The following is a 24,960-nucleotide window of genomic DNA, read 5'->3' as shown; positions in this document are numbered from 1 at the left end:
AATGTTTCAGTAATTAATGAGAGTAAATGGATATAAGAATGAATCAAATGGTCAGAGTAGGCGTTGCAGTAATAGTAATGCATGATAATAAAATTTTACTCGGTGAACGGATAGGCGCACATGGCGCAAATACGTGGGCAACCCCTGGAGGGCATTTAGAATTTGGTGAAACTGTTGAGCAATGCGCTGTGCGTGAAGTAGTAGAAGAGACTGGGCTCAATGTCACTAATATTCGTAAACTCGATTTTACCAACGATATTTTTAGCGCAGAGAACAAACATTATATTACCTTATATATGCAAGCAGACTATGAAGGCGGAGAGGTTATAAATAAAGAGCCTCACAAATGTTTACAGTGGCGTTGGTGCGATATTAATGACTTGCCCGCACCTTTGTTTATCTCATTAAAAAATTATCTAGCACAGAATACCTTGCCCGCTAAGTATTAAAGGTTTTTTGGCATAGGGAGTTGCCATTTATTTAAAATTTGCTGATATTCACCACTTTCCTTGATGGCATTTAACCTATCGCTAATAATTTTTGCTGTGTGTGAGTCAAACTGATTACTGGCTGCAAAATGCAAAGAAGAGGGTAACTCATCTAAGTGGATGCGTTTTGAAATTAAATTAGGGTCGAGCCCGGTGCGCTTTAATTCGTTTTCAAGTGTGAGCGTATTGGTTACAACAAAGTCGATACGATTTTTATATAGCATTTTCCAGAGCTGTTGATAATAACTGACTAATACTAGGTTTTCATTTTCAGTAAAGCCTTTAGTTTCTAAATAAGCTTGTGCAGAGTAGCCGCGAATAGTGGCTACTTTGTACTCTTTAGCAAAATTTAAATGAATCACTTCATCTTTGTGGTTACTTAAACTAACTAGGTATGCGTCCGCAAAGTAGACTTTACCTAGCCACTTATATTGATGATGTCTGTTTGGTGTTTTTAGCAGTGACATTATTATGGCATTAGGATTGGCTCGTTGCTGTTGGAATATTCTAGCCATTGGCATTATTTCAAACTTTGCTGTTAAATCAGTGCCATTTAAAACTGCTTTAGCTATATCGACCAGCGCGCCCTGTGCTTCACCTTGAGGGTTTTTAAAATGATAAGGCGGTAAATCTTCAGCGATAAAGGTAACAGGGGTGGCGTTGCAGAACGCACTATAAAAAAACAATACAAAAACAGTTAACACCATACGCAAAAGCATAAATAATTGTCTTTAAAGCAATACTATAACGCTAGTGTAAAGAAAAACATTAATAAGGTACATGATAAATGTATATTTTAAGTAAGCAGGTTGTTTACTTGTTGTTTTTTATAAATTGGCGAGGCGAGCAATGATGCCAGCGTTTAAAGGCACGATTAAAAGAACTTTGATCGTTAAATCCCAGCATAAATGCGATTTTATTTAACGAATAGTGGTGAATATAAGTTAATAAGCGTCGTTTTTGCTCTGCTTCAAGCAGCGCGGCAAACGTGGTTTGCTCTTTTTTTAGATAGCGCTGTAGTGTGCGTGGCGTCATATTTAAGGCCGCAGCTGTCCTGAGCAAAGAGCAATCTTGTAAGTCGTGTTTTGCCATTAAAATATGATTAATTTTTTCTGATAATAACTGCTGACTTTTAAACTGGGATAGCTGTTGCTCTGACATTTGCTTAAGTATTGCGTTGATTTGGCTATTATCGGTTTTAAAGGGCAGGGTTAAGTAATTACTTGGAAACTCGATTTGATTAAAGCTAGCGCCAGCTTTTACTGGGCAATTAAACCAATTAGTTAATCTGTGTTGTTCGGTGTTTGAAAAGTGTGTTGAAAAATACACACAGCTAGGTGAAAGCTCAGGATTAAGTAGTTGGCGTACCACGCTGACCCAAGCGGTCATATTTCGTAAAACAGCCTGTGAACTACATTGTGGATCGGCTACCCAAGTTACTTTACACCGTGTTTTTTGTTGCTCAAACTTGGCGCGACCAATATTAGCCACTAGGCTGTCGTAATTAAGTAGTGCAGTAATAGCGCTGGCTAAATTAGTACTCGATTCAATTAAATACCCCAATACACCAAAATCAGCGGTGCGTATTTGTTTTCCTAATTCAAAGCCAAATAAGGGATCGTTTAACGCCTGTTGTGCATAGCCAAGCAGCGCATTATAGCTTTTTAAGCTGATACGTGGCGCCATTTGTTGTGACTTTTTATTGGTATACTCGTTAAAATCAATAGCGCTTAAAGCCACTTGGCTAGCTAAGCCTTGGGCTTCAAGATAATCCAAACAGCTACAAAAATAATGATCGGCTAAGGTTTTCATTTGTCGCCTAAAGCTAAAAAATAGTCGTCTAATCGCAAGTTTGCCACGGCATATTTTTATATGCTAGTGATCGATAAAAATAATAGGGTGAAGGTCATGGTAGAAATAAAAATTAAGCGAGCTGTGGCAGCAACGCCGGAGCAAATACGCAGCGTATTATTAGCGCATGCTGATTTAGGACGATTTTTTAATGCTCACTTTACACTACTTGCACCACAAGAGCCGGGTGAAATAAGTGGCGGAAAAGGCACGATTAGAGAAATAAAAATGCAAGGCACTACCTTTAAAGAGCAAATAATAGCTGCAGATAACAGTCATATTAGTTACCGTATTATAGGTAGCAAGCCCGTTGCGCAGCATCGTGGTGATATTTACTTAAATACCATTAATGAAGAGCCATCGCTCACTGAGGTTAATTACCATATTAGTTGCATTGCACCTTTTTGGTTACCCGATTTTATACTGGCTTTTTTTATAAAAAAAGATATTAGCCAAGCACTTAAAAAAATAGCCCGCTATTTTCAGGAGCGTGTTGTATGAGCATTGAAATTATTTTACTCGCACTGAGCCCTATTTTTTTGCTGTTTGTTGCTATCGAGTTTATTAAATTTAGGCGTCACTACGATATAAAAGACAGTTTAGCCAATGCATTATTGGCTTTATTACATCAAGGTGCTGATGCTATTGCATTAATAGTACTAATGCCGTTTTTTTACTGGCTGTATCAGTTTCGGTTATTTGATATTGAATTGACGGTACTGACCATATTAGGTGCCTTTGTACTGCAAGATTTTTTATATTATTGGTTTCATCGTGCATCACACCATATACATTGGTTATGGGCAGCGCATGTCGTACATCATAGCTCTACGAGAATGAATTTTACTACTGCCTTTAGACAAAGTTTAATGTATCCGCTTGCGGGCATGTGGCTGTTTTGGATGCCAATGATATTACTTGGTTTTGAACCTGTGATTGTTTTTGCCGTAGTTGCCCTTAATTTAGCGTATCAATTTTTTGTTCACACCCAAGTGGTAAAAAAGCTGGGTTGGTTTGAAAGCGTATTTAATACCCCATCACATCATCGGGTACATCATGCTATTAACAATGGTTATTTAGATAAAAACTTTGCAGGGGTACTAATTGTTTGGGATAAGTTATTTGGCACTTATGTAGAAGAGGATGAAAGCAAGCCTTGTAAATACGGAATTATTGGCCAACTACACAGTAATAACCCGATTAAAATTACCTTTCATCAGTGGCAGCATCTCTTTAAAAGTACCTACAGAGCAAAGGGATTAAAAGCAAAGTTAAAAGTAGTCTTTGGTTACCCAACAAGCTCCCAAGGTATTAATAAGTAAGCCTATTTTTTATAAAAAAGCCAGGAGTAAATAGCATCACTCCTGGCTTATCTCACAGTAAAACTTAATTTATTTGGCCGTTGTGATCACTGTATCAATTAAGTGAACAACGCCATTACTGGTATAAATATCAGTAGTTGTTACATTGCTACCCGCTACTTGTAGTGATGTAGCTGGTAAGCTTACTTGCCACCAAATATCGTTCACAGCTTGGCCATTATTCTGACCTGCTGCCGTATCACCGGAGAAGGTATATAAAGGGCGGCCAAGGTAGGCGACTTGCATGCTGTCATCTGAGCGAGCAATTAACGATAAACCGGGTACATTTTCAATTGATGCTGCAGTACCAAGAACCGGTGGCCACGTTGTTGCACAAGCTGCTTCACACGAGCTCATTGCCTCGCCTAAATCATTGTCGAACACATAAACTGTTTTGCCTGGCATAGCATCAGCCATACCCGTTACTAAACGACTATCAGTTGAATCATAAGCAATGCTATCTGTTGCTGTGTTTGCTGTGCTGGTAAAGTCTACAACGTTTACGCTTAGCATGTTATCAGCAAGCGTGGTCACCGTTTTACCATTGGCTGCAAATGCATCAGTACTGCCCACTTGAGCGCCTAAAACATGTTGAGTTAGCACACCTGTCAATGCTGTCGTATCAGCCAATAAAGCCTCTAAATCAGCGGTAGGGATTTTGCTAAATGCAGCATTTGTCGGTGCAAATACCGTAAATGATTGAGTGGTGTCGTTAAAGGTATCTACTAGTGATGCTGCTTGTAGTGCAGTGACTAAAGTAGATAGTGCAGGTGTTTCAGTAGCCACTGTAGCAATTGTTTTAGTCGGGGTACCAACTTCAGCCGGTGGCATAATTACTTTATTTAATACATGAATCACGCCGTTACTAGCGATTACATTTGCCTCTGAAATTGCTGAGTCATTGATAAATAGTGAGCTATTTACATGAGATATAGCAGCCATGTCGCCATTGGCCATTTCTATCTTGTTGCTGTTGCTATTGGCAATGGTTACTGCGTCATCTGATAAAACTGTCGCGTCAGAAAAAACATGATACAGCAAAATATCACGAAGCGTATCTGTATCAGCTAGTAGCGCATTAATTGTATCCTGTCCGAGCGCAGCAAATGCAGCGTCTGTAGGTGCAAATACACTAAAAGTATTATCTGGATCGGCAACTAGTGTATCTAACCCTGTTGCCGTTAAAGCAGCTAGAAGTGTCGTAAAATTACCATCAGCGCTCGCTATATCAGCAATTGTATTGGTACTTTGAGGTAAAGTAACATCAGAAATGATAACTGAATCAATTACATGAATGACACCGTTATTGGTCATAATATCTTTAACTACAATGTTTGCTCCGCCAAACGATAGCATGTTTGTTTGTGCGTTTATCGCCACTGGAAGGGTATTGCCAAGTAGCGTTTCTGCTGATTGACCGTTGAGAGACATTGCAGTTACAGAATCAACTGATCCTACAAGTACATGCTGCTTCAAAATATCTGCTAAAACGGTGGGATTAGCAAGTAAGCTGTTTAAAAAGTTGCTACCTATTGACTCGAAAGCAGCATCAGTAGGTGCAAATACGGTAAATTCTGATGATTCGTCCGCTAGTGCTGAAGTAAGGGATGCAGCGTCAAGAGCCGCAAGTAACGTACTAAAGTTACCAGCTTGCTGAGCTGTTTCAATAATATTATTGGTTGGTGCTGTTTCTGACACTGTTTTTGGTGTAAGCACTGCATCAATAACATGAATAATTCCGTTGTCGGTCACAATGTCGGTCATTGTAACTGTGCTGGTATTTACTAATAAATTCTCACCATTTAAAGATAAAGCGATGCTTTGTCCATTGACTGTCTCAACAGTGGTACCCGCTAAACCAATAGCTGTTTGCGCATCTACTCTGCCAGAGACTACATGGTAAGTTAAAATTGAGCTTAGGGTGTCTGTATCGGCTAATAAGTTATTAATGGTTTCTTCACCTAATAACGAAAATGCATCATCGGTAGGGGCAAATACAGTATAACTGGTAGTCAAATCATCAAGGGTTTCATCTAGACCGGTTGCTTCTAGTGCTGCAACAAGAGTGGTGAACTCTCCAGAGTCCTGTGCGGCGTCAAAGACCGAGACGGCAGGTTGTGGGTCTACAGTTACTGGGGCGTTGTTATCGTCATCGCTACTACAGCCTTGAATAAGTAACAAGGGAAGTATGATAGCACCGAGCTTAAATACTTTATTCATAATTGTTCCTTTAATCGAATGTTACAGTGTTACAGCTTTGTGAATACTACGAAGCTATTAACAGTGTTGATCAAAAAAACATGCGTTATTTTTATACAATTTAATAGGTGTAAGATTTTATTGAATTTTTATTCAAGAAAGCGTTTAAATTTTAGTTTTTTTACTGCGCGGTGCACCAAGTAAAATAAATACGTGGCAAATACATACGGATAAAAATGCACTAATCCCCAAAGCACCACCAAAACCATCAAGAATAGGCACTAAATAAGCAAAAAACAGTGAAAATATAATTGCTGAACTGGCAAGCGTATACACACCAAAGCGGTGAGGGGCACTCATGCCAATAAATGTGCCGCCAAAAAAGACGATGCTATATAGCTCAGCGTTGAAACTAAATTGTGCAAATATTAAATAAGCAATAATGGATAGGGCTGCAGAGGCTCGGATCCCATCAAAGCGATTATGCTTAGCCAAGTAAAAGGTTAAAAACGCCCCTAACAAAGCAAGCAGCGGATAAATAAGCGTCATATTATTAACTCCTTGGCTAAAACAAATAAGGCGACACTAGCAAATGCAATGCTACCTAATCGTCCACCAAACCCTGCAAATATGTTAATCGTGAGTGTGTACAAAACAGCCCCAATGGCAGAAATAATCGCAATTTCCCAGTATTCATTAATTAAACTAGTGGAGCACATACCGGCAAAACTGCCTGCATAAATAGCTGAATAGGGATGGTTTTTGTAATCTGCAGGGAATGGAATAAATGAACCGATAAGCCCCGTTAAACCGGCAGATATAACAATAGGCAATGCGAATGTGGTATGCATTAAAAAACACGACAAGCAGCCGATAAAAAAGGTGATGAATTTTAAAAGTATGAATTTAGTCATGGCGCGCACATCATAATGTATCAGTTTTAGCTTTAATAGTTAAAAACTGATATTTAAGACTAAAATCGATACACCATTGTTAAAAGGTGAATTATTGTTGAAAATTATCGATATGCAATGAATGACTAAAAATAACAGTGTTGATGTTCTATAAATTGCAAATTATGTATAATGCGGCATATTTCATATATTAAAAGTTATAACCTAAGGTAATTTATGTCTAACTGTTTACATCTGGCTATCCCCGCTGGCGATCTTGAAAAAGCGAAAACGTTTTACTGTGACGTACTCGGCTGTAAAACCGGCAATAGTGAAGCAGGACGATGGGTAGACATTGATTTTTGGGGCAACGAGTTAACTCTGCATCAAAGCGTTGAGCGTTTACCTACGGTACGTCACGACGTTGATATGGGCGCAGTGGCTGTACCACACTTCGGTATTCATTTATCAGAAAGTGAGTTTCAAGGACTTAAGCAACGCATTGCTGATGCCGGCCTTGAATATTTAGATAAACCTTACCGTCGTTTTGTTGGTGATGAGTTTGAACAAGAAACGTTTTTTATTGAAGATCCCAACGGTAACGTGCTCGAAATGAAAACCATGGTTAATCCTGAGGTACTGTTTAAAAAGGATTAAGCTAGCTATTATAGCTGAGCTAGTCTTACTGACTAGCTCATGTTTTTTGCCTTTAAATTGCGGTTCCTACCATTTTTTCAGCCTGCTTTGCCTTTCTTTGCAATTTCTGTTTATACATCGCTTCATCACCCGCTTTTAAAACTGTGTCTAAGTTATCAGGTGGCTGAGTATAGCTAGTTTGCCCAACACTGGCGTAAATGGAAATGGTATGGCCCTGATGCTCTATAGTTAACTGGTTTAATTGTTGTTCTAGGGTGTTAACTCGCTGGTTAATTTTTTCGTTGCTATTAAATAATGCCATGGCCACAAATTCATCGCCTCCTAAGCGGCCAACAGCATCTTCACTGCGCATGTGTTGACCAAGTGACTCTGCAACTTTGCACAGTACTTTGTCGCCTACATCATGGCCATAGGTATCATTAATTGCTTTAAAACGGTCTAGATCTATGTATAAAAAACACAAAACGCCTCCACGTTGCTTATGCTCTGCCAATAAGTCGTTTGCTTTTAAGCTCCACCCACGACGATTGTATATATGGCACAAGTGATCAAAGTTAGCGTGTCGTTCAGCCTGTTTTTTTGCATAACTCAATCTTTGAATTCGTCTACCGACGGCAATAGCTAGTAATAAAGATTCAATTGTAAACGCAATAACAAACCCATAGCGTTGAATGAACGGACTATAATCGGTTAGTAGTACTCTAAAAGTCATACTAATAAACACACTTGCCAGTGCTATAAATACCAAGTTTGCTTCATTGACACCGTACTTTGTTTGTATCGCGCTGAGGATAAAAATAGTCATGACAATAAATAATGATAAATAGCCGGTTACTGCAGAGGTAATATTGGTTATGAGTGGCAGATCGAGCGCTATTTTTTGTAAGCACAAAGTCAGTACGCATAAGGCGGTAACTTTTAATGTATTGCTTAACTTTGGAAAGTATCTAGGTAGCTCTAATAGTGCACTCATAAACCATGTGGCACTGACTATAGTTAAACCAATACTTAACGTGTAAAGATGACTTACGTACACAGAGTAGTACTGCTGTGTAAATAAATAAGGCTGTCCTTCTTGAAAGAATATAAAACTAGCGATACAAAAAATATAAATGCCATACAGTTTAAAAAGAGGGTCTTTTATGCCGTGTCCTATAATTAATGCATAAAAAATAAGTGTGGCGCAAAGACCATAAAAAATGCCAAAAATAAGGTTATAGCGTTGTATTTTTTCGACAAACGGTTGTGTATCTGACCACTTAAAGCGTGGGGTATAAGCTGCTGAGGTAGTAACTGTAAGCTGTGCAGTAAAAACGCCTTGGTCCATTAAAATTGCCATCTGATTGGTTTTTAAAGGTGTTTTATATACTGAATTTTGCTGCCACGAAAAGTCTGTAAGTGCAGGGCGAGTAAAAGAAAATACCCCACCTTGGTTTAAGTTACAGCTTAATTCGAGATGATTGATACCGTTTTTAAGCTTAATATTTGAGACAACTTCTTTGGATAAAGACACCGATGTGTTTGTTGCTCTTTCATTGAGCTGGCAATGCTCTTGCGCATAAGTAACGCTACTAAACAGCATAGTACAAGCGCATATAAAAATGCTAAATCTAATCATCAGTGCGCTTAACATGCTCAAAAACCTCTTGTCTTTATCGTAAAATTCATTGCTACTAAAAGGATGAATACTCTAAACCATACTAACAAAGCAGGTAGGCTTTACTAGTAATTAAGTATTTAAATAATGACTTAGTGCAAAAATGGGTTACTTTTAATCACACATGTATTTCACTGGGGGTTTTGTTGAAATGGCGTTTAAACTCACGGCTAAATTGTGACGCACTGGTGTAACCTACTTTAAATGCGGCCTCATTTGCTTTACTGCCAGAGGTGGTTATTAATTCTTTTGCTTTAGCTAAACGCACTTTTTTTAAATACTGCAAAGGGGATTCAAACGTAACTTGTTTAAAGGCACGATGAAAAGATGACACACTCATGTTCACTTCTTCAGCTAAGTGCTCTACGGTAATAGAGCTTGCATAATCACTATGTAATGTTGATAAGGTACGCGCTATGCGTGCGTAATGGCCATCGTGCATTGCAAGTCCAATTAAAGTGTTGCCTTGAGGGCCACACAGCACCCTATATACTAATTCTTTAACTATATCGCCACCAAATACCTCAGCCTCAAGTGGATTGTTTAACACTGTTAACAGTCGATGAGTGACTTGCTCCATGGCCATATCTAAAGCGGCACTTTGGACGGCTCCGCTTTGTGTTAAAGGAGTTAAAATAGGATTATGTTGCATCATTTGGTTAACCAGTTTGTGAAGCATGGCTGGGTTTATATCAATTGCTATACCCATTACTGGTAAATCGTTATCAGTAAACGCTTCACATTCTAGTGGTACGGGCACTCCCAGTACTAAATAATCGCCTGCACCATACTGTATTTGATGCTCAGGAAAGTGAATAACTTTATGTCCTTGGCCAACAATAATAATACCTGAATTATAAATAAGAGGCTGACGCGCTGAGCTTTTGGTGGCGCGATGAAAGTACACCCCTGGAATAATTGTTTCCATGGTACCTTCAAAGCTGAGCAACTTATTATGCTCTGCGTATTGTTGTAACAAAGTAGCGATGGTTGTCATAAGAGCGGCTTAAATTAACGGTATTTGGCGTAAAATAACAACGCTGATAGTTTTAGGCAAGCTTTTGGCAGTTATTAGGCTTTTTATATATGCGCTATGCCATTATTATGCATCTATCAACACTTTATTTATTTAAGAATTGATAAAGTGCTTAGTAATTAACCGTCCCCTTTAGGAGCAAAATAATGAAATTTAGCTACGTAAATCCCACTTTAATTCAATTTGGTCAGCAACAAATTGCCGCACTTACTGATTTGATCGCAAAAGATCAAAAAGTATTAGTTGTGTACGGTGGCGGTTCTATTAAAAAGAACGGCGTATACGATGAAGTTGCAGCAGCACTTGAAGGTTTTGATTGGGTAGAGTTTTCGGGCGTAGGTGCCAACCCAACAATTGAAGTGCTAGACCAAGCAGTAAAAATTTGTAAAGAACAAGATATCGATTTCGTTTTAGGTGTAGGCGGCGGCTCTGTAATTGACGGCGTTAAATACATTGCAGCATCTGCTGTATATGATGGCGAAGGTTGGGATATCCCTACAGGTAAGCATACAATTACCAGCGCATTACCTATTGGTGCGGTACTTACATTGCCTGCAACCGGTTCTGAGTCTAATCAAAATTCAGTAGTAAGCAAAGAAGCAACGAAGCAAAAACTACCGTTTGCATCTCCAGAAGTATTACCAAAATTTGCCATTATGGACCCTGATGTAATGAAAACATTACCGCAGCGCCAGCTTGTAAATGGTTTAGTGGATGCATGGGTACATACGTGTGAGCAGTACCTAACATTCCCAGAAGGTGCACTTGTTCAAGAAGGCTACGCAGAAGCACTGTTAAAAGCGCTTAAAACATTGGGTGATAACTTTGAAAACCAAGACGATGCATGGCGTGCAAACCTTATGTGGGCTGCAAACCAAGCACTTAACGGCTTAATTGGTTCTGGCGTATCACAAGATTGGGCAACTCACATGATTGGCCATGAGCTTACAGCTGCTTACGGCGTTGATCATGCACGTTCACTGGCTATTGTTCAGCCTTCTTTACTGCGAAATCAATTTGCAGTTAAAAAAGCAAAACTAGAACAAATGGGTAAAAACGTATTTGGTCTTGCACAAACAGACGATTTAGCAGAGCAAACAATTCAAGCGATTGAAGCGTTTTACCACAGCCTTGACGTAGCAACTGAGCTTACTGAGCATGGCGATGATAAAGCGGCTGCTATTGATAATATTATTGGCAAGCTTGAAGCTCATGGCATGGTTGCCCTTGGTGAAAACCAAGCTATTACGTTAAAAGAAAGCCGTGAAATTTTAGAGCAAGCGGTTGCTTAATAATTAAAGCAACCTGCTTTATTTAGTCATCAAATTGTTGACACTGTATTAATAAAAGGCCATTAATCTTTTAGATTAGCGGCCTTTTTTGTATTTAGTATTATTTATAGCACTGTCATGGATTCAAAGAATTAGTAAGGTTAGTTGAAAATCCATTGGTATAAAAAGCCTGCACCTATAGCCATTGTAATAATGACAAACAAAAAGGCGGCTATCATTTGGTTTTTAAAAATAGATTTAAGCAAAATAACCTCTGTTAAGCTTGCGCCCGCGCTGCCAATTATTAATGCCATTACCGAGCCAAGCGCCATGCCTTTTTTAACCAATGCGGCGCTTAGCGGAATAACGGCTTCGGCTCTAATATAAAGTGGAATACCAATAATGGCTGCAATAGGAATGGCGTACCACATACCATCGCCCGCATATTTAGCAATTAGCTCGGTAGGAATAAAGCCATAAATAAACGAGCCTATTGCTACCCCTAGCATTAAGTACGGAAACACCTGTTTAAAGTCTTTAAAGGTGGCGTGCCACACTTTTACCCAGCGATTAGGCTGCGCTTTTTTTGGCTCTATTGCTTTAGGCTCGCCGCAGCTTGTGGTTGCACAGCTTGGCTCAACTTCTTTAAGTTCACTACAGCTTGGCTTTGCGCAGCTACTAGTAGATTCTGTGCTGTAAGCTTCTGGTTTTACATACCTTTCAAAGCCTAGCTTTTCAAGGGTATAGCCTGCTACAACCGACACCACCATAGCCACTAAAAAGTAAAATAAAGCGACCTGCCAGCCAAAGGTAATTACAAATAACCCAATGATCACCGGGTTAAGTAGCGGGCTGCCAAATAAAAATACCATCATAGGGCCAAAGCCCGCTCTCGCTCTTAATAATCCTTTTAAAAACGGAATGGTTGAGCACGAACAAAATGGTGTTATAGCTCCCAATAAAGCAGCAACAACGTAGCCCTTACCGTTTTTTGAACTTAAAATGGATTGAATTTTTTCAGGTGTTATAAATAGCTGTAAAACACCCACTAAATAACTAATAACAATAAATAAAATAGTTAACTCTGTAGCTAAAAAGGCAAACATGCCTAACGCCTCTTTTGCCATTGCTAGCATTTCATTACTCATAACGCACTCCAAAGTACACAAGGTATAGCTTATATTGAATAAACTATATTTCGAATTTTACGGAAGTATATTGATGAGTAATAACATCGTCAATACTTTATTTTTTAATTTTTAAGGTAACTTGCTAATAAAGCTGTATTTAATAATTCAAGTTGTTATTATTTCTAATAATTTAGAAATTACGAGGTTGTAATGGAAATTATCGACGTTGCAAAAGCATTAAAAGAATTGGGTCATCCTACGCGTTTAACTATATATAAGCGTGTAGTTAAAGCAGGGCACGCTGGCATTAGTGTAGGCAATATACAAGAAGAGCTAAGCATGGCGGGCTCTACACTTTCGCACCATATATCGGGCTTAGTTAACGCTGGGCTAATTAGCCAAAGGCGCGAAGGGCGCACGCTTTATTGCGTAGCTATGTACCAACGCTTAGACGATGTAATTGGCTTTTTACAAAACGAATGTTGTGTAGACGAAGATCAGTAAACTTTTATCAACGGTTTTGCGCGTTGTTTATTGACCTCAAGGTGCATTGCAGGTTTAATATGTCGCTGTTCCTACTTTGTAAAGTAGGAACCCACTTTAAATTTTATTAGGTAATGGATGCGCTCAAACTACTTTTTAGTCGTGATACTCCTTGTGCTTGTGCATAGCTTTATAAGCTGTGATGGCGCCGCGTACCATTTACAAGAAGACGTTGACCACATAAATAGCTCATTTTCGCAAAGTAGCGAAACTGCTGATGATAACGACAGCGCCCCAACAGCAGAAATACATGCCCACCAGCATTGCCACAGTGGCTATAGCCACAGCTCAAATCACTCAATAACTCCCGAGAAAAGCAAACCAACTTTAGCGATATGCTATCACGGTTTACATTATCCACCAGACGTACCGCCACCGAATTCATTTAGCTAGTTTTTAATTTAATCTAATTTCAATTAATTACTGTGCTTTTAGCTGCCTACACATAAGTGTTTTATGGGCCGTTATAGGCATGTTTAGATTGCTGAGCATTTAACACTGTCGCTATCTTTTGCGTAGGTTGTGAATGGTTTGCAAGTGAACTCTGTTTATTAAAAACGGACAAGCTATATGAATAAAAAATCAATTATGTTGGTGGTGATGTTGTGCACGCTGCCTGCTTTTAGTGCGTTTGCAAATGTTAAAACACTAACTCTAAAACAAGCGTTGATAAATACCGAGCAACAAAATCCGCTATTAAAACGCTACCCTTATCATCAAAAAATACTCAGTGCGCTTAAATCTCAAGCGGCACTTTCGCCTAATCCTGTCTTAAATGTAGAGGCTGAAAACCTGCTAGGAACAAACGAGGCGCGTGGTGTGCAAGGTGCTGAAATAACCTTGGCATTTAGCCAGTTTATAGAGCTTGGAGATAAACGCCAAAGCCGCATAAATTACGCTACGGCAAACATTAAAGCCCAAGCAATACAGTATCAAAATACTCGCTTAGCCTTATTAGCAACCACTGGTGAGCGCTATTACGAGGCGCTTAAATTTCAAACTTTACTTTCTCTAAATAGCGAGCGACATCAGGTTGTAAGCCAAGCACTTAAAGCAATAAAGCAGCGAGCTGATGCTGGCGCTGTATCGCAAGCGGATGTAACCCGCATGCGTTATGCGCTTAGCCAAGTTGAGCTTGATAAAGCTAAGCTAAATAGTGAATTTGAGCGAGCGCGTTTATCGCTCAATGAGCTATGGAGTGAGCAACATGATTACACGGATTTAGCGGGAAATATTAATACATTAATAACGCTTAAATCTGAGCAAGGGTTACTTGATGCGGTTAACCAAGCGCCTGATTTTGCAATGTTACAGCAGCAATACTTACAACAAGCGGCCAACTTAGCGCTGCAAAAAGCCAATGGGCAAAGCGATATTAATATAGGTGCAGGCGTGAGCTACAACCAGCAAAACAATACCAGTTCGTTGCTGTTTTCGTTTTCAATGCCATTGCAATTGAGTAACTCAAATAGCGGTAATATTGAAGCAGCTAACAGTCAGTTAGCATTGTTACGTGAGCAGCAAGGACTGTTACGGGTTCAATTACGTCAGCAAGTTCGTACTTTGTATGCCTATTACCAAGGTAAGATGTTACAGGCACAGTTGTTATCTGGGCAAGTTATTCCCCAAGCCCAAACACTCATTGAGCAAAGTTTAAAAAGCTATCAACGCGGACAAATTTCGGTGTTGCAATTGCTCGATGCTCAACAAGCCCTTTTTGACTCTAAACGCGCGTTGATTAATACATATGCAGCGTTATATCAGACCCACCTCGCACTTGAGCGTTTAACTGGCCAATCTTTAACTGAGACTTTTCAATCATGAACAACACTTTTATCGCATTATTAGTATTTCTCTCGTTTGTAGCTAGCTTAACAAGCACATATGTATTTGCCTCGGCAGAACATGACCAAACAGAGCAAACCCAAAAACAAGGTCCACACGGCGGCTTTTTATTAACCAACGAAAAGCTCACTCTTGAGTTAAAGCTGCAAGAATTGGCAGGTAAAGTTGAGCTGCGCGTATATGGTTATGAGCAAAAACAGCCGGTAGATGTGAACGATTTAAGTATAGAAATAAACTTAAAACGCTTAGTAGAAACGCCGCAAAAAATACAATTTACCCGTGAGAATGGCTACCTTGTTAGCACGCAATCGATAAATGAGCCACATTCATTTGAGCTTTTCATTATTGCCAATTATAAAGGTGAGCGCGTGAGCTTTGAGTACTCTCAGCACGAAGGCCGCACAGTGCTTAGCGAGCGAGCAATTAAAGGTGCGGGCATTAAAACAGAGATAGCACAAAGTGGCGAGGTGGATATTTCCGACACGCTGTTTGGTGTTATTGCACCGACACAGCATGGCACAGTAGAAATTATGGCGCCATATACCGGATTGATCAGCGATATTTTTGTCAGCATTGGTCAAACCGTTCAAAAAGGCGATGTACTCGCCAGTGTCACCAATCGTGAAACTTTGCAAAACTACAGTATTAAAAGCCCTATTAGCGGTGTGGTAACCGAACAATATTTAAAGCGTGGCGAACTGGCAAGTACTCGTGCGCTAATGCAAGTCGTGAACCTTGATAAAGTATGGGTTGAGCTCTCAGCCTTTCCTGAAAACATCGAAAATCTAGCCATTGGTCAAAGCGCTATCGTTTACGATTTACATCATCATTTAAATGCCCAAGGTAAGGTGTTTTTTATAGCACCTATGATGACTGGCGGGCACATTGCACGTGCCCGTATTGAGCTTAATAACCCTGATGGTCATTGGCGACCGGGTATGCATGTTAATAGTGATGTCAGTATCGATAAAGTTTATGCCCGCGTGCGTATAAAGCCTGAGGCTATTCAAGAGTTTAATGGTATGACAAGTGTGTTTGTGCGTAAAAATAGTGTGTTTGAAGTACGCCCTGTTACTTTGGGCGCAAAAAGTAGTGAGTGGGTTGAAGTGATCGCGGGTTTAAGCCCAGGTAGCGAGTACGTTACAACCAATAGCTATGTGATCAAAGCCGATATTTTAAAAAGCGGCGCAAGTCACGCACACTAGGAGTGTACCATGATTAACTGGATTGTTTCTTTTGCGGTTAAACGCCGCATGATGGTACTGGCACTAACATTTTTATTTGCTGGGTTTGGTTTGTATAACATCCAAAACTTAGCGGTGGATGCGGTACCCGATATTACCAATGTACAAGTGCAAATTAATTCTAAAGCGCCTGGTTTTACGCCGCTTGAAGTTGAGCAGCGTATCACTTACTTAGTCGAAACCGCGATGGCGGGTATTCCTAAGCTTGACTATACCCGTTCGCTTTCTCGCTATGGGCTTTCTCAAGTAACCGTTATTTTTGATGAGGGCACCGACATATATTGGGCGCGTCAGCAAATTGGTGAGCGTATTCAAAGTATTCGCGCTGATTTACCTAATAATGTTGAGCCAAATCTTGGGCCTATTGCCAGTGGCTTAGGTGAAATATTTACCTATAGCGTGCATGCAACACCCGATGCGTTAAAAAGTGATGGTATGCCTTACAGCGCTGAAGATTTACGTACTTTACAAGACTGGGTTATTCGTCCGCAGCTTTTAAAAGTAAAAGGCGTAACCGAAATAAATAGCCAAGGTGGCTTTGAGCGCCAGTACCAAGTTGCGCCCATACCAGAAAAGCTCATCGCTTATAAGCTAACAGTCAACGATGTTATTAGTGCACTTGAGCTTAATAACAGCAATCGCGGAGCCGGTTATATAGAGCGCTTTGACGGCCAATATTTAGTGCGCTCCCCTGGGCAACTAAAAACATTAGCAGATATAGCAAACACCGTTATCGCCAAGCGTGATGATGCTCCTGTGCGAATTAAAGACGTGGCAAATGTATACTTAGGAAAAGAGCTCAGAACTGGCGCGGCTACCTATAATGGCGAGGAAACCGTATTAGGCACGGCGATGATGCTAATTGGTGAAAATAGCCGTGTGGTTGCTAAAGCCATGGCTGATAAGCTTATACAAGTACAAAAAAGTTTACCTGCAGGGGTTATCGTTGAGCCTGTTTATGACCGCACCAATCTGGTTGATAAAACCATCGCCACAGTACAAAAAAACCTGTTTGAAGGGGCTGTATTGGTCATCGTCATTTTATTGTTATTGCTTGGGAATATCACTGGTGCGCTTATTACCGCCATGGTTATTCCGCTCAGTATGCTATTTGCTATTACAGGCATGGTGAGCAATCGAGTCTCGGGTAACTTAATGAGCTTAGGTGCAATCGATTTTGGATTAATTGTTGATGGCGCGGTGATTGTGGTTGAAAACTGCCTTCGTCAATTAGGGATGGCTCAACATAAACATGGCCGCTTACTTACGCTCAGTGAGCGTTTAGAGGTTGTAACTTCAGCCACCAAAGAAGTGTTTAGCCCCGCAGTATTTGGTATTTTAATTATTATGTTGGTGTATTTACCGCTATTTGCGCTCAGTGGTGTTGAGGGCAAAATGTTTCAGCCTATGGCGTTTACCGTGGTTGCCGCGTTAATAGGTGCACTTATTTTTGCTGTCACCTTTGTGCCAGCGGCTATTGCCGTATTTGTGCGTGGTAAAGTAGATGAAAGCGAAAACGCAGTAATGCGTGGCGTTAAAAAAATCTACAAGCCACTGCTTAACTTATCGCTTAAATTACCGTGGCTGATGGTGAGTATTGCCACTGTTTTGGTATTAGTGCTTGGCTTTAAAGTTAAAAATATGGGCGCCGAATTCTTACCGCAGCTAGATGAAGGTGACATTGCAATGCATGCGTTGCGTATTACTGGCACCGGTATTGAACAATCGGTACAAATGCAAAAGCAGTTGGAGCAGGCTTTATTAGAGCAGCCTGAAATTGCAAACGTATTTTCAAAGATTGGCACAGCAGATGTCGCCAGCGATCCTATGCCACCTAACGTTGCCGACACTTTTTTAATGTTAAAGCCGCGTGAGCAATGGCCTGATCCGTCACTAAGTAAAGACGCGTTAGTGCAGCAAATTCGTCATCGTGTGAATGAGATACCGGGTAATAACTATGAATTTACCCAGCCTATAGAAATGCGCTTTAACGAGTTAATTGCCGGTGTGCGTGCCGATGTAGCGCTGCGTATTTACGGTGACGATTTAGCCATACTTAAACAGTTTGGCGAAAAAGCCACTGGTTTAATGCGAAATATTACCGGTGCTACTGATGTTCGTTTAGAGCAAATGGAGGGCTTGCCTACACTCTCTGTTACCCCAATGCGAGACCATATGGCGCTATTAGGATTAACCGTAAACGACATTCAGCAAACCCTTGCCGCTGCTGTTGGTGGGGTGCAAACAGGGCTAATTTATAAGGGTGATAAGCGCTTTTCGTTATTAGTACGCTTAGATAAGCGTTGGTCTGAAGATGTCTCTGCGCTTGCGCGTTTACCTATTGCGTTACCTAAAAGTAGTAACCCTGAGCTTGCATTTGTACCGCTTGGAGAAGTGGCTACAATCAGTATTGAAAAAGGTCCGAATCAAATAAATCGCGAAAGCGGCAAGCGTAATGTGGTAGTAACAGCGAATGTAGCAGGACGCGATTTAGCCAGCTTTGTAAGCGATGCCCAAGCGACTATGAACGCACAACTTAACCTACCCAGCGGTTATTGGCTTGAATACGGCGGTACGTTTGAGCAATTACAATCGGCGAGTAAACGGTTGTCGTTGGTAGTGCCTGTTACTTTATTGCTTATTTTTGGCTTACTTTATAGTGCTTTTGGATCGCTGCGTGATTCACTGATTATATTCAGTGGCGTACCACTGGCACTAACCGGTGGGGTTTTAGCATTATTGCTACGCGACATGCCGCTTTCTATTTCAGCGGGTGTGGGATTTATTGCTCTAAGTGGGGTTGCGGTATTAAACGGTGTGGTGATGCTGTCGTTTATTAAGCAGTTACGAAATGAGGGATTAAGCTTATATTATGCAATACATAGCGGGGCATTACAGCGATTACGCCCAGTGCTAATGACCGCGCTTGTGGCTAGTTTAGGGTTTATTCCTATGGCGCTAAATACCGGTACCGGCGCTGAAATACAACGGCCTTTGGCAACCGTGGTGGTAGGTGGAATTATGTCATCCACTTTGCTCACGTTGTTAATTTTACCAGCACTTTATAAATTAGTGCATGCAAAATTTAAAAAGCAGCAAACAGCCTAAATTAGGTAATAACGTAAAAAGCAGCTGAAGTGTCAGCTGCTTTTTTGTTAAGTAAGGAGTTGCTTAGTTATATTGAAATAGGTTATCCCAGCGCTCATCTAATATGGCTTTTGCGTGCTCTAGATTTATCGCGTTATATAGGGTGTTTGTGCAAGTTACTAAATGCATGCGTTTAAGCTTTTCAAGCGCATCGCTAATTTCAAAATCTAGCTCGCATTTATACTTTGTTTTAAACCACGTCTCTATTTGCTCATCAAGCATTTGTGCGCTTAAGCCACTTTCTGATTTTAGTAAAAATGTATAGGCAAGCAGAGCTTCTTTTATGTCTTCTTCTTCGGCGGCGTCTATAAGGGTATGAAAAACACCGGCGTTGTTATCAAGGTTTTTAAAGTAAAGATTATCGCTCAGTGCTTTCATAAATTTAATTTTACGGTTTTTAAATTTACTCCACTCTTTAAACACAAAACTGCCAAATACGCCAATACCAATGGCTAACGTAATAAAGTGCTGCTGAGTCATGGTAACGGCTTTATCACTAAACCCTCCCCAAAATGTAAACAAAGCAAACAGTAAAAGTAATGAGGCGCCCAGTTTGGTAACTAATACTACCGCACCGCCAATAAGTGCTGACGAGCCAATAATAACTTTATCAATAGGGCGCATGCGTACTTCGCTATTAGGGAATAGCATTTCTAAGTCAGCTTTTGGCACATTTTGAAATAGTTTTACTATGGTGGAGCTGGGCTCAAACCCCATAGGTAGTTTATTTTTTGATTCAAAATAGGCTTTATCTTTAAAACGGATAAATACTGCTACGCGATCGTAGTTTGTAAAATGCAGTGGCTTTTTACGTAACCCCCAAAAACTGGTTATGGTTTCGGTGAGTTGCGACTCGCCACGGCGATAAAAAACCACTTCTTCAAAATCCTCAAACTCTACCTCAAGGCGAACTTTAAAAAGCGATTCTTCGTTTAGTGCATCTTGCAAGTCTTGATGGGTGATCACTTCAAAATTAGCCGCGTTTAGAACTTTGGCAAAATCTTTAGCAAAATCACGTTGGCACTGCGCTTTTTGTTCATCAGTCACGCTGTTTATCAAACGAGTATCGCTATTTGGATCAAAAGGCGCGTAATTATTTTTTAATGACTCAAGTGTGCCATGGTAATGAAAGTGAATTAAGCTGGCTAAAAGTTCACAAAGCTGCTTAAAAGAAGTTTGTTGGTCTTTGGTAAGCTCTTTGGCGCACATTGTAATGATGTCGTGTTTTCTAAAGGGAATGTAGCGAGCAGTTTGCATATTGTGAAAATTTTAAAAGTATAATGGTATATAAAGATAATAAAGCAGTCTTATAATGATTACTATGTTGACTGTATTTCTTCAGGTAGCATTAACCTTATTATGAGATGATTTAGTCACTTACCTAATTGCTAACAGGACGTTTATGGCTATACAAAAAAAGCTCAAGCAAAAAACACGTCAGTTTATTGAGTCTAAAAATATGTTGGGTGGGATTACTATCGCCTCATTTTTAGAATCCACCATAGTGCCCATTCCACTCGAGGCAGTGCTGGTACCACTTATGCAAGCACGACGAGAAAAGCTTTGGCAAATTGCCCTTATGGCAACACTAGGCTGTATTGTAGGTGCGTTATTTGGCTATGCTTTAGGTTATTACTTATTTGATATTATTGGCGATTGGGTTATCAACACATTCTCAAGCCCTGAGCAGTTTGAAAACGTAAAACAAAAAATGCAGGCACAAGGATTTTGGTTTGTGTTAAGCCTAGGTATCGTTCCTATTCCGTTTCAAATTGCGATGCTGGCCGCTGGCGCAACTAAGTATTCGCTGGCGCTGTTTTTATTAGCAAGCGCTATTGCTCGCTCTATACGTTATTTTGGTTTGGCAATAGTGGTGTATTATGCGGGCAATCAAGCTGAACGTATTATCAGTAAGCACAAAACTAAGACTATGATTGGATTAACTATTTTAATTGCTATTGGCTGGATAATTAGTACGCAAATATAAATAAAGCAGTTTAAGTTTATGGTATAGTTTTTAGTAACAATAATAAATTTAAATACAGCCCATGATGAATCCGGAAAAAGTGAGCCTCAAGCTCAGCCGCTTTGTAAAAATTACCAGATTAAACAAGCTGTTAATTTTAGCTATGCTGGCATTTATTATTGGCTTTTCAATCTTTTCGTTAATGCGCTTTCCTTTATTGGATTTCAAGCAAAATCTTTACGGCTTTACCACTGACTTTATTAACTTAGTGGTTATTTTTACAATTTTCTTTATGGTGCAATGCTCACAATTAGCTAAAAAAGCCTATTTGTATGTCAGTATCGGTTTAATGTTATGGATTGTAGCATCTACTGCCGATGTGCTTGATGAAGTAATACATCAGCCTCTTTGGATAAGTAATTACGTAGAGGATTTATGTCGCACATTAGGTATGTTAATTACCGTTTATGGTTTATTTAAAACCATGCACTTTATGCAGCGAATGCACACTCGGTTGGCGCAAGAATTTATCATAGATGATTTAACTAAAGTGTATAACCGACGCTGTTTTTATCAGCATGTGAAGGAGGTTGTTAATAATCCTTACACTGTTTTAATCATAGATCTTGATCATTTCAAACGTATTAATGACGACTTTGGCCATGATGTGGGCGATCAGGTGCTTAAACAGTTCGCAGATAAAGTGAACCATCTTTTTAAAAATGAAAATATTTTTGCTCGCATAGGCGGTGAGGAATTCGCCGCTTACCTACCTAGTTATGAGCTTGATGAAGTGCTTAACTTTGCGCAGACTATTCTAGAAACTGCTCGCACTATTACAGTACAAAATCAGCGTTCTTTAACGGTTAGTATCGGTATTGCGCACCGTAGCAGCGATCAGAGCTTTGAAAATGTAATGAAACGTGCAGATCAGGCATTATACCGAGCTAAAAAAGCAGGCCGTGATCGCCTTGAGGTTGCTTAAACATAGTAATTTTATAAAATAGATTTCGCTTGTGTTATTTTTGGGAGCTTCTGTTGCGAGATAAAAAAGGGACTGTATGGATGAGTTAATCGGATTAGCAATTATTGTATCTATTGCGATTGTTGCAGGGGCTATTTGTGGATTAGTGGCCTTAGTGCAATTGAACACCCTTAAACAAGAGGTTGCAGTATTAAAACTAAAACTATTACAGTTCGAGTTAAGCTCAAATGCAGCAAAAAATGAAAAATCCTCCGCTGACCCTCAAGTAGATAACGCAATACCTCTAAACCGCTCAGATATTCCTGCTGCTGTTAATAAACCAGCGAGCATTAAACCTCCACCACCTCGTAAAACGATAACTAAAAAACCATCGAGTATTGAACTGCTTTTTAAACAATTACGTGCAGGCTTCGAGAAAAATTGGATGACCTGGATTGGTGCTATTGCTTTGGCTTTAGGTGGCGTGTTTTTAGCAAAATACAGTTTAGAGGCGGGGCTACTTTCACCTGCAATGAGGCTCAGTGCCGGTGGATTATTTGGCATTGGCTTAATTGCAGCTGCGTATTATTTACATTATAAACGTATCGTTTTTGAAGGCTTTAATAATTACATTCCTGCAGCCCTTGCCAGTGGCGGCTTTATGACTTGTTTTGCCTTAATGTTTTTGGCCTATAACAGCTTTAGCATGCTAAGTGCTGAGTGGGCATTTATTGGCTTAGCAGTTATTGCTGTGTGTGCTAGTGCAATGGCAATAAAGCTAGGCCCTTTACTTGCTGTAATAGGCATTATAGGCGCTTACAGTGTCCCTGTTTGGGTAAATACGGGCAGTGGGCAGTTATTTTCTTTGCTTATTTATGTTGCCCTTGTGAGTGTTGCCGCAGCAGTTGTGGCACATAAAGTACAGCGAGTGTGGTTGTGGTATTTACTATGGGTAGGGCATATTGGCTGGTACTTGGTTGGACTCACTCTATTTAACTACGACACAGTGTGGTTAATAGGCGCTTTTGCGTTGTTAAGTATTTTAGGATTAATCGCTATTGCACGTTTAGGCTTGGGCTTTAATACCCTTGAAGTACGCCCACACAGCTTTAAACGGTTAGTTAACTTATTTCCAGATCACGGATTATTAATAGCATTTATTGCTCCTTTAATGATTGCCATGCTGTTGAGTCTGTTTAATTTTCAGTGGCAAATTGTGGCGTTGTTAGGCATCGCTTTGTTACTATTTTTAGTGCTAAAAAATAGCCGTTGGGATGCATGGCAGGCTGTCTCTTTATTAATTGCACTGTTATTAGTGGTCAGTGCTAAACAAACTTATGCCTTTGATGATGCGTTATTTATTTTTAAAAATGAATACGGATTAGGCTTATTACTTGCTCTGGGGTTAAGTGGCTATGGACTCTATTTTGGTAATAAATACCCAAAACGATTAGCTTTTCATTTGCTTGCTTCATTAAACGTGTTTGTATTGGTGGGCACTTTGTATGCGCTGATCCCAAATACGGCTTTAGCAACCGCTTATCCACTTTGGGCGGTATTGCTATGTTTAATGAGTGCGGTGTTAATTAAATTTACACAAAATAATACAACTTTATGGCAGCGTTTTAGTTATTGGGTGGGGGCAAACGCCAATATCACCTTAGCAATTACAATGTTACTGAGTGATAGCGGCCTTACCATTGCACTGGCTGTTCAAGTATTACTGCTGAGCTTACTGATAAAAAAATACAATGTGGCTATGCCACACTGGCCAATAAAAGCCCTTGTGGCAGCATTACTTTTACGCCTTACCTTATCGCCGTGGACGCCTAGTTATGATGAGCTAAGCATATTTGGTTTGCATTGGAGCTTAGTTGTTTACCCGCTGTGTATAGGGTTATTTTTTGCAGCGGCTAAATGTTTTAATACTTCAAAACTAAAAATATGGCTTGAAGGAGCAGCACTGCATTGTTTAGCGTTATTTGTGACAACCGAAACCAGTTATCAACTGGTAGGGCACTACCCTCAGCTGTTTTCTTTAAGTTTTTATGAGCAAGTTTTGCTCAGTTGTAACTTGCTTGCTTTAGGCTGCGTTTATTTATATCGCGCGCAAAGTGCTGGGCAGCTGGGTAAGTTATACCGCACTGCAGGTTTGATTTTATCAGCGTTAGCTGGCTTGTTATTAATCAATACAACGTTGGATGATAATCCGTTATTAATGCGTCTTTATGTTGGTGAAACGCCAATATTTAACTGGGTGATTTTAATTTGGTTGGTACCGAGCCTGCTGGCGTTATGGTTAGCGAGTTTAGTTAAACCGTTTAATGCTAAATTGAGTCAAATTACACTCGGTGTGTCTGGTTTATTAGCCCTGTTAGCTATCAATACCTTGATCCGCCAATATTGGCAAGGTGGCTTCATTTATCTTGATAAAGCAACCAGTGATGCCGAACTATATAGCTATTCGGTTATTTGGTTATTACTGGGTGCACTGGTGGTGATAGCCGGGCATTTAAAACAGCAACGGTTACTGCAAAATGTTGGTTTAGGTATTCTTGGCGCTGTAATTGTTAAGGTGTTTTTAATTGATATGGCAAACTTAACGGGGCTTCTAAAAGCATTATCCTTCATTGGTTTAGGGTTGTCGCTGGTTGGGCTTAGTTGGTTGTTCCAAAAACTCAGAAAGCGCAGTCATAGTTAAGTTTAAG

General features: G+C 40.0%; 22 protein-coding genes. 13 read left to right on the top strand and 9 right to left on the bottom strand.

Annotation, left to right across the window (positions count from 1 at the left end; genetic code table 11):
• The first annotated feature begins 38 nt into the window (after window positions 1-38).
• Window positions 39-449 (top strand): NUDIX hydrolase, encoded by a 411-nt coding sequence (locus QL989_RS04210; RefSeq protein WP_178956532.1) that lies wholly within the window; start codon window positions 39-41, stop codon window positions 447-449.
• On the opposite strand, the gene QL989_RS04205 is transcribed toward QL989_RS04210, so the two are convergent.
• A complete protein-coding gene (locus tag QL989_RS04205) occupies window positions 446-1,207 on the bottom strand; it encodes a transporter substrate-binding domain-containing protein (protein WP_178956531.1) in 762 nt (253 codons plus the stop codon). The two genes, QL989_RS04210 and QL989_RS04205, sit on opposite strands and share 4 nt — an antisense overlap.
• A gap of 94 nt (window positions 1,208-1,301) precedes the next feature.
• Window positions 1,302-2,300, bottom strand: a complete 999-nt coding sequence (locus QL989_RS04200) for an AraC family transcriptional regulator (protein WP_290168496.1) — start codon at window positions 2,298-2,300, stop codon at window positions 1,302-1,304.
• Window positions 2,301-2,396: 96 nt separating this feature from the next.
• On the opposite strand from QL989_RS04200, the gene QL989_RS04195 reads away from it, so the two are divergent.
• Window positions 2,397-2,840, top strand: coding sequence for an SRPBCC family protein (locus QL989_RS04195; RefSeq protein ID WP_290168493.1), 444 nt, complete (start codon window positions 2,397-2,399; stop codon window positions 2,838-2,840).
• On the top strand, window positions 2,837-3,661 hold the full coding sequence (locus QL989_RS04190; protein WP_198523646.1) for a sterol desaturase family protein: 825 nt from the start codon (window positions 2,837-2,839) through the stop codon (window positions 3,659-3,661). Before QL989_RS04195 ends, QL989_RS04190 begins: the two co-directional genes overlap by 4 nt.
• Before the next feature lie 69 nt (window positions 3,662-3,730).
• Here the strand turns inward: QL989_RS04190 and QL989_RS04185 are convergent, their stop codons facing one another.
• From QL989_RS04185 to QL989_RS04175, 3 genes are all read right to left on the bottom strand, one after another.
• The gene (locus QL989_RS04185; RefSeq protein ID WP_290168487.1) at window positions 3,731-5,920 is read right to left on the bottom strand and encodes a fasciclin domain-containing protein; all 2,190 of its coding nucleotides are present in this window, start codon (window positions 5,918-5,920) and stop codon (window positions 3,731-3,733) included.
• A 144-nt stretch (window positions 5,921-6,064) separates the two neighbouring features.
• Entirely contained in the window at window positions 6,065-6,448 is a 384-nt protein-coding gene (locus QL989_RS04180; protein WP_076918394.1) for a hypothetical protein, read from the bottom strand.
• Window positions 6,445-6,813 (bottom strand): hypothetical protein, encoded by a 369-nt coding sequence (locus tag QL989_RS04175; protein ID WP_290168484.1) that lies wholly within the window; start codon window positions 6,811-6,813, stop codon window positions 6,445-6,447. The genes QL989_RS04180 and QL989_RS04175 overlap by 4 nt, the downstream gene beginning before the upstream one ends.
• A gap of 216 nt (window positions 6,814-7,029) precedes the next feature.
• Here QL989_RS04175 and QL989_RS04170 point away from each other — a divergent pair, with 216 nt between their 5' ends.
• Window positions 7,030-7,449 carry a VOC family protein gene (locus QL989_RS04170; RefSeq protein ID WP_138608683.1) on the top strand — a complete coding sequence of 140 codons (420 nt, stop codon included), beginning with the start codon at window positions 7,030-7,032 and terminating at the stop codon, window positions 7,447-7,449.
• A 52-nt stretch (window positions 7,450-7,501) separates the two neighbouring features.
• Here the strand turns inward: QL989_RS04170 and QL989_RS04165 are convergent, their stop codons facing one another.
• Complete coding sequence (locus tag QL989_RS04165) at window positions 7,502-9,031, bottom strand: diguanylate cyclase (RefSeq protein WP_290168480.1); 1,530 nt, start codon at window positions 9,029-9,031, stop codon at window positions 7,502-7,504.
• 193 nt (window positions 9,032-9,224) lie between these two features.
• Complete coding sequence (locus QL989_RS04160) at window positions 9,225-10,103, bottom strand: AraC family transcriptional regulator (RefSeq protein ID WP_290168477.1); 879 nt, start codon at window positions 10,101-10,103, stop codon at window positions 9,225-9,227.
• A 185-nt stretch (window positions 10,104-10,288) separates the two neighbouring features.
• Between QL989_RS04160 and QL989_RS04155 the strand changes: the two genes are divergently transcribed.
• Window positions 10,289-11,434, top strand: a complete 1,146-nt coding sequence (locus QL989_RS04155) for an iron-containing alcohol dehydrogenase (protein WP_010387594.1) — start codon at window positions 10,289-10,291, stop codon at window positions 11,432-11,434.
• 140 nt (window positions 11,435-11,574) lie between these two features.
• Here QL989_RS04155 and QL989_RS04150 read toward each other — a convergent pair whose 3' ends face one another.
• On the bottom strand, window positions 11,575-12,561 hold the full coding sequence (locus QL989_RS04150) for a permease (protein WP_290168474.1): 987 nt from the start codon (window positions 12,559-12,561) through the stop codon (window positions 11,575-11,577).
• A gap of 192 nt (window positions 12,562-12,753) precedes the next feature.
• On the opposite strand from QL989_RS04150, the gene QL989_RS04145 reads away from it, so the two are divergent.
• The 5 genes from QL989_RS04145 to QL989_RS04125 all read left to right on the top strand — a co-directional run bounded on the left by QL989_RS04145 (window position 12,754) and on the right by QL989_RS04125 (window position 19,283).
• Complete coding sequence (locus tag QL989_RS04145) at window positions 12,754-13,047, top strand: metalloregulator ArsR/SmtB family transcription factor (protein ID WP_290168472.1); 294 nt, start codon at window positions 12,754-12,756, stop codon at window positions 13,045-13,047.
• Between the two features lie 117 nt (window positions 13,048-13,164).
• Window positions 13,165-13,479 carry a hypothetical protein gene (locus QL989_RS04140; RefSeq protein ID WP_290168470.1) on the top strand — a complete coding sequence of 105 codons (315 nt, stop codon included), beginning with the start codon at window positions 13,165-13,167 and terminating at the stop codon, window positions 13,477-13,479.
• A 177-nt stretch (window positions 13,480-13,656) separates the two neighbouring features.
• Window positions 13,657-14,910: a TolC family protein gene (locus QL989_RS04135; RefSeq protein ID WP_290168469.1), complete on the top strand. Its 1,254-nt coding sequence runs from the start codon at window positions 13,657-13,659 to the stop codon at window positions 14,908-14,910.
• Window positions 14,907-16,136, top strand: coding sequence for an efflux RND transporter periplasmic adaptor subunit (locus tag QL989_RS04130; RefSeq protein WP_290168467.1), 1,230 nt, complete (start codon window positions 14,907-14,909; stop codon window positions 16,134-16,136). The genes QL989_RS04135 and QL989_RS04130 overlap by 4 nt, the downstream gene beginning before the upstream one ends.
• Window positions 16,137-16,145: 9 nt before the next feature.
• Window positions 16,146-19,283, top strand: coding sequence for a CusA/CzcA family heavy metal efflux RND transporter (locus QL989_RS04125; RefSeq protein WP_290168465.1), 3,138 nt, complete (start codon window positions 16,146-16,148; stop codon window positions 19,281-19,283).
• 63 nt (window positions 19,284-19,346) lie between these two features.
• Here QL989_RS04125 and QL989_RS04120 read toward each other — a convergent pair whose 3' ends face one another.
• Window positions 19,347-20,579, bottom strand: coding sequence for a TMEM143 family protein (locus QL989_RS04120; RefSeq protein WP_290168463.1), 1,233 nt, complete (start codon window positions 20,577-20,579; stop codon window positions 19,347-19,349).
• Between the two features lie 145 nt (window positions 20,580-20,724).
• On the opposite strand from QL989_RS04120, the gene QL989_RS04115 reads away from it, so the two are divergent.
• From QL989_RS04115 to QL989_RS04105, 3 genes are all read left to right on the top strand, one after another.
• Window positions 20,725-21,309, top strand: a complete 585-nt coding sequence (locus QL989_RS04115; protein ID WP_138609193.1) for a VTT domain-containing protein — start codon at window positions 20,725-20,727, stop codon at window positions 21,307-21,309.
• A 64-nt stretch (window positions 21,310-21,373) separates the two neighbouring features.
• A complete protein-coding gene (locus QL989_RS04110) occupies window positions 21,374-22,273 on the top strand; it encodes a GGDEF domain-containing protein (RefSeq protein ID WP_290168507.1) in 900 nt (299 codons plus the stop codon).
• Between the two features lie 76 nt (window positions 22,274-22,349).
• Entirely contained in the window at window positions 22,350-24,953 is a 2,604-nt protein-coding gene (locus QL989_RS04105) for a DUF2339 domain-containing protein (protein WP_290168461.1), read from the top strand.
• Window positions 24,954-24,960: the final 7 nt, after the last annotated feature.

It is taken from the genome of Pseudoalteromonas sp. APC 3224, from assembly GCF_030407535.1.
GTDB lineage: Bacteria > Pseudomonadota > Gammaproteobacteria > Enterobacterales > Alteromonadaceae > Pseudoalteromonas.
The sequence above is the reverse complement of the archived record's forward strand: the minus strand, read 5'-3'. Positions and strand labels throughout refer to the sequence as shown.

Excerpts from the sequence above, each read along its gene's own strand:
- QL989_RS04200 (WP_290168496.1), bottom strand. The coding sequence starts at position 2,300 with ATGAAAACCTTAGCCGATCATTATTTTTGTAGCTGTTTGGATTATCTT.
- QL989_RS04160 (WP_290168477.1), bottom strand. The coding sequence starts at position 10,103 with ATGACAACCATCGCTACTTTGTTACAACAATACGCAGAGCATAATAAG.
- QL989_RS04165 (WP_290168480.1), bottom strand. The coding sequence starts at position 9,031 with ATGCTGTTTAGTAGCGTTACTTATGCGCAAGAGCATTGCCAGCTCAAT.
- QL989_RS04205 (WP_178956531.1), bottom strand. The coding sequence starts at position 1,207 with ATGCTTTTGCGTATGGTGTTAACTGTTTTTGTATTGTTTTTTTATAGT.
- QL989_RS04170 (WP_138608683.1), top strand. The coding sequence starts at position 7,030 with ATGTCTAACTGTTTACATCTGGCTATCCCCGCTGGCGATCTTGAAAAA.
- QL989_RS04210 (WP_178956532.1), top strand. The coding sequence starts at position 39 with ATGAATCAAATGGTCAGAGTAGGCGTTGCAGTAATAGTAATGCATGAT.
- QL989_RS04105 (WP_290168461.1), top strand. The coding sequence starts at position 22,350 with ATGGATGAGTTAATCGGATTAGCAATTATTGTATCTATTGCGATTGTT.
- QL989_RS04130 (WP_290168467.1), top strand. The coding sequence starts at position 14,907 with ATGAACAACACTTTTATCGCATTATTAGTATTTCTCTCGTTTGTAGCT.
- QL989_RS04125 (WP_290168465.1), top strand. The coding sequence starts at position 16,146 with ATGATTAACTGGATTGTTTCTTTTGCGGTTAAACGCCGCATGATGGTA.
- QL989_RS04115 (WP_138609193.1), top strand. The coding sequence starts at position 20,725 with ATGGCTATACAAAAAAAGCTCAAGCAAAAAACACGTCAGTTTATTGAG.
- QL989_RS04135 (WP_290168469.1), top strand. The coding sequence starts at position 13,657 with ATGAATAAAAAATCAATTATGTTGGTGGTGATGTTGTGCACGCTGCCT.
- QL989_RS04175 (WP_290168484.1), bottom strand. The coding sequence starts at position 6,813 with ATGACTAAATTCATACTTTTAAAATTCATCACCTTTTTTATCGGCTGC.
- QL989_RS04190 (WP_198523646.1), top strand. The coding sequence starts at position 2,837 with ATGAGCATTGAAATTATTTTACTCGCACTGAGCCCTATTTTTTTGCTG.
- QL989_RS04155 (WP_010387594.1), top strand. The coding sequence starts at position 10,289 with ATGAAATTTAGCTACGTAAATCCCACTTTAATTCAATTTGGTCAGCAA.
- QL989_RS04150 (WP_290168474.1), bottom strand. The coding sequence starts at position 12,561 with ATGAGTAATGAAATGCTAGCAATGGCAAAAGAGGCGTTAGGCATGTTT.
- QL989_RS04195 (WP_290168493.1), top strand. The coding sequence starts at position 2,397 with ATGGTAGAAATAAAAATTAAGCGAGCTGTGGCAGCAACGCCGGAGCAA.
- QL989_RS04145 (WP_290168472.1), top strand. The coding sequence starts at position 12,754 with ATGGAAATTATCGACGTTGCAAAAGCATTAAAAGAATTGGGTCATCCT.
- QL989_RS04120 (WP_290168463.1), bottom strand. The coding sequence starts at position 20,579 with ATGCAAACTGCTCGCTACATTCCCTTTAGAAAACACGACATCATTACA.
- QL989_RS04180 (WP_076918394.1), bottom strand. The coding sequence starts at position 6,448 with ATGACGCTTATTTATCCGCTGCTTGCTTTGTTAGGGGCGTTTTTAACC.
- QL989_RS04140 (WP_290168470.1), top strand. The coding sequence starts at position 13,165 with ATGCGCTCAAACTACTTTTTAGTCGTGATACTCCTTGTGCTTGTGCAT.
- QL989_RS04185 (WP_290168487.1), bottom strand. The coding sequence starts at position 5,920 with ATGAATAAAGTATTTAAGCTCGGTGCTATCATACTTCCCTTGTTACTT.
- QL989_RS04110 (WP_290168507.1), top strand. The coding sequence starts at position 21,374 with ATGAATCCGGAAAAAGTGAGCCTCAAGCTCAGCCGCTTTGTAAAAATT.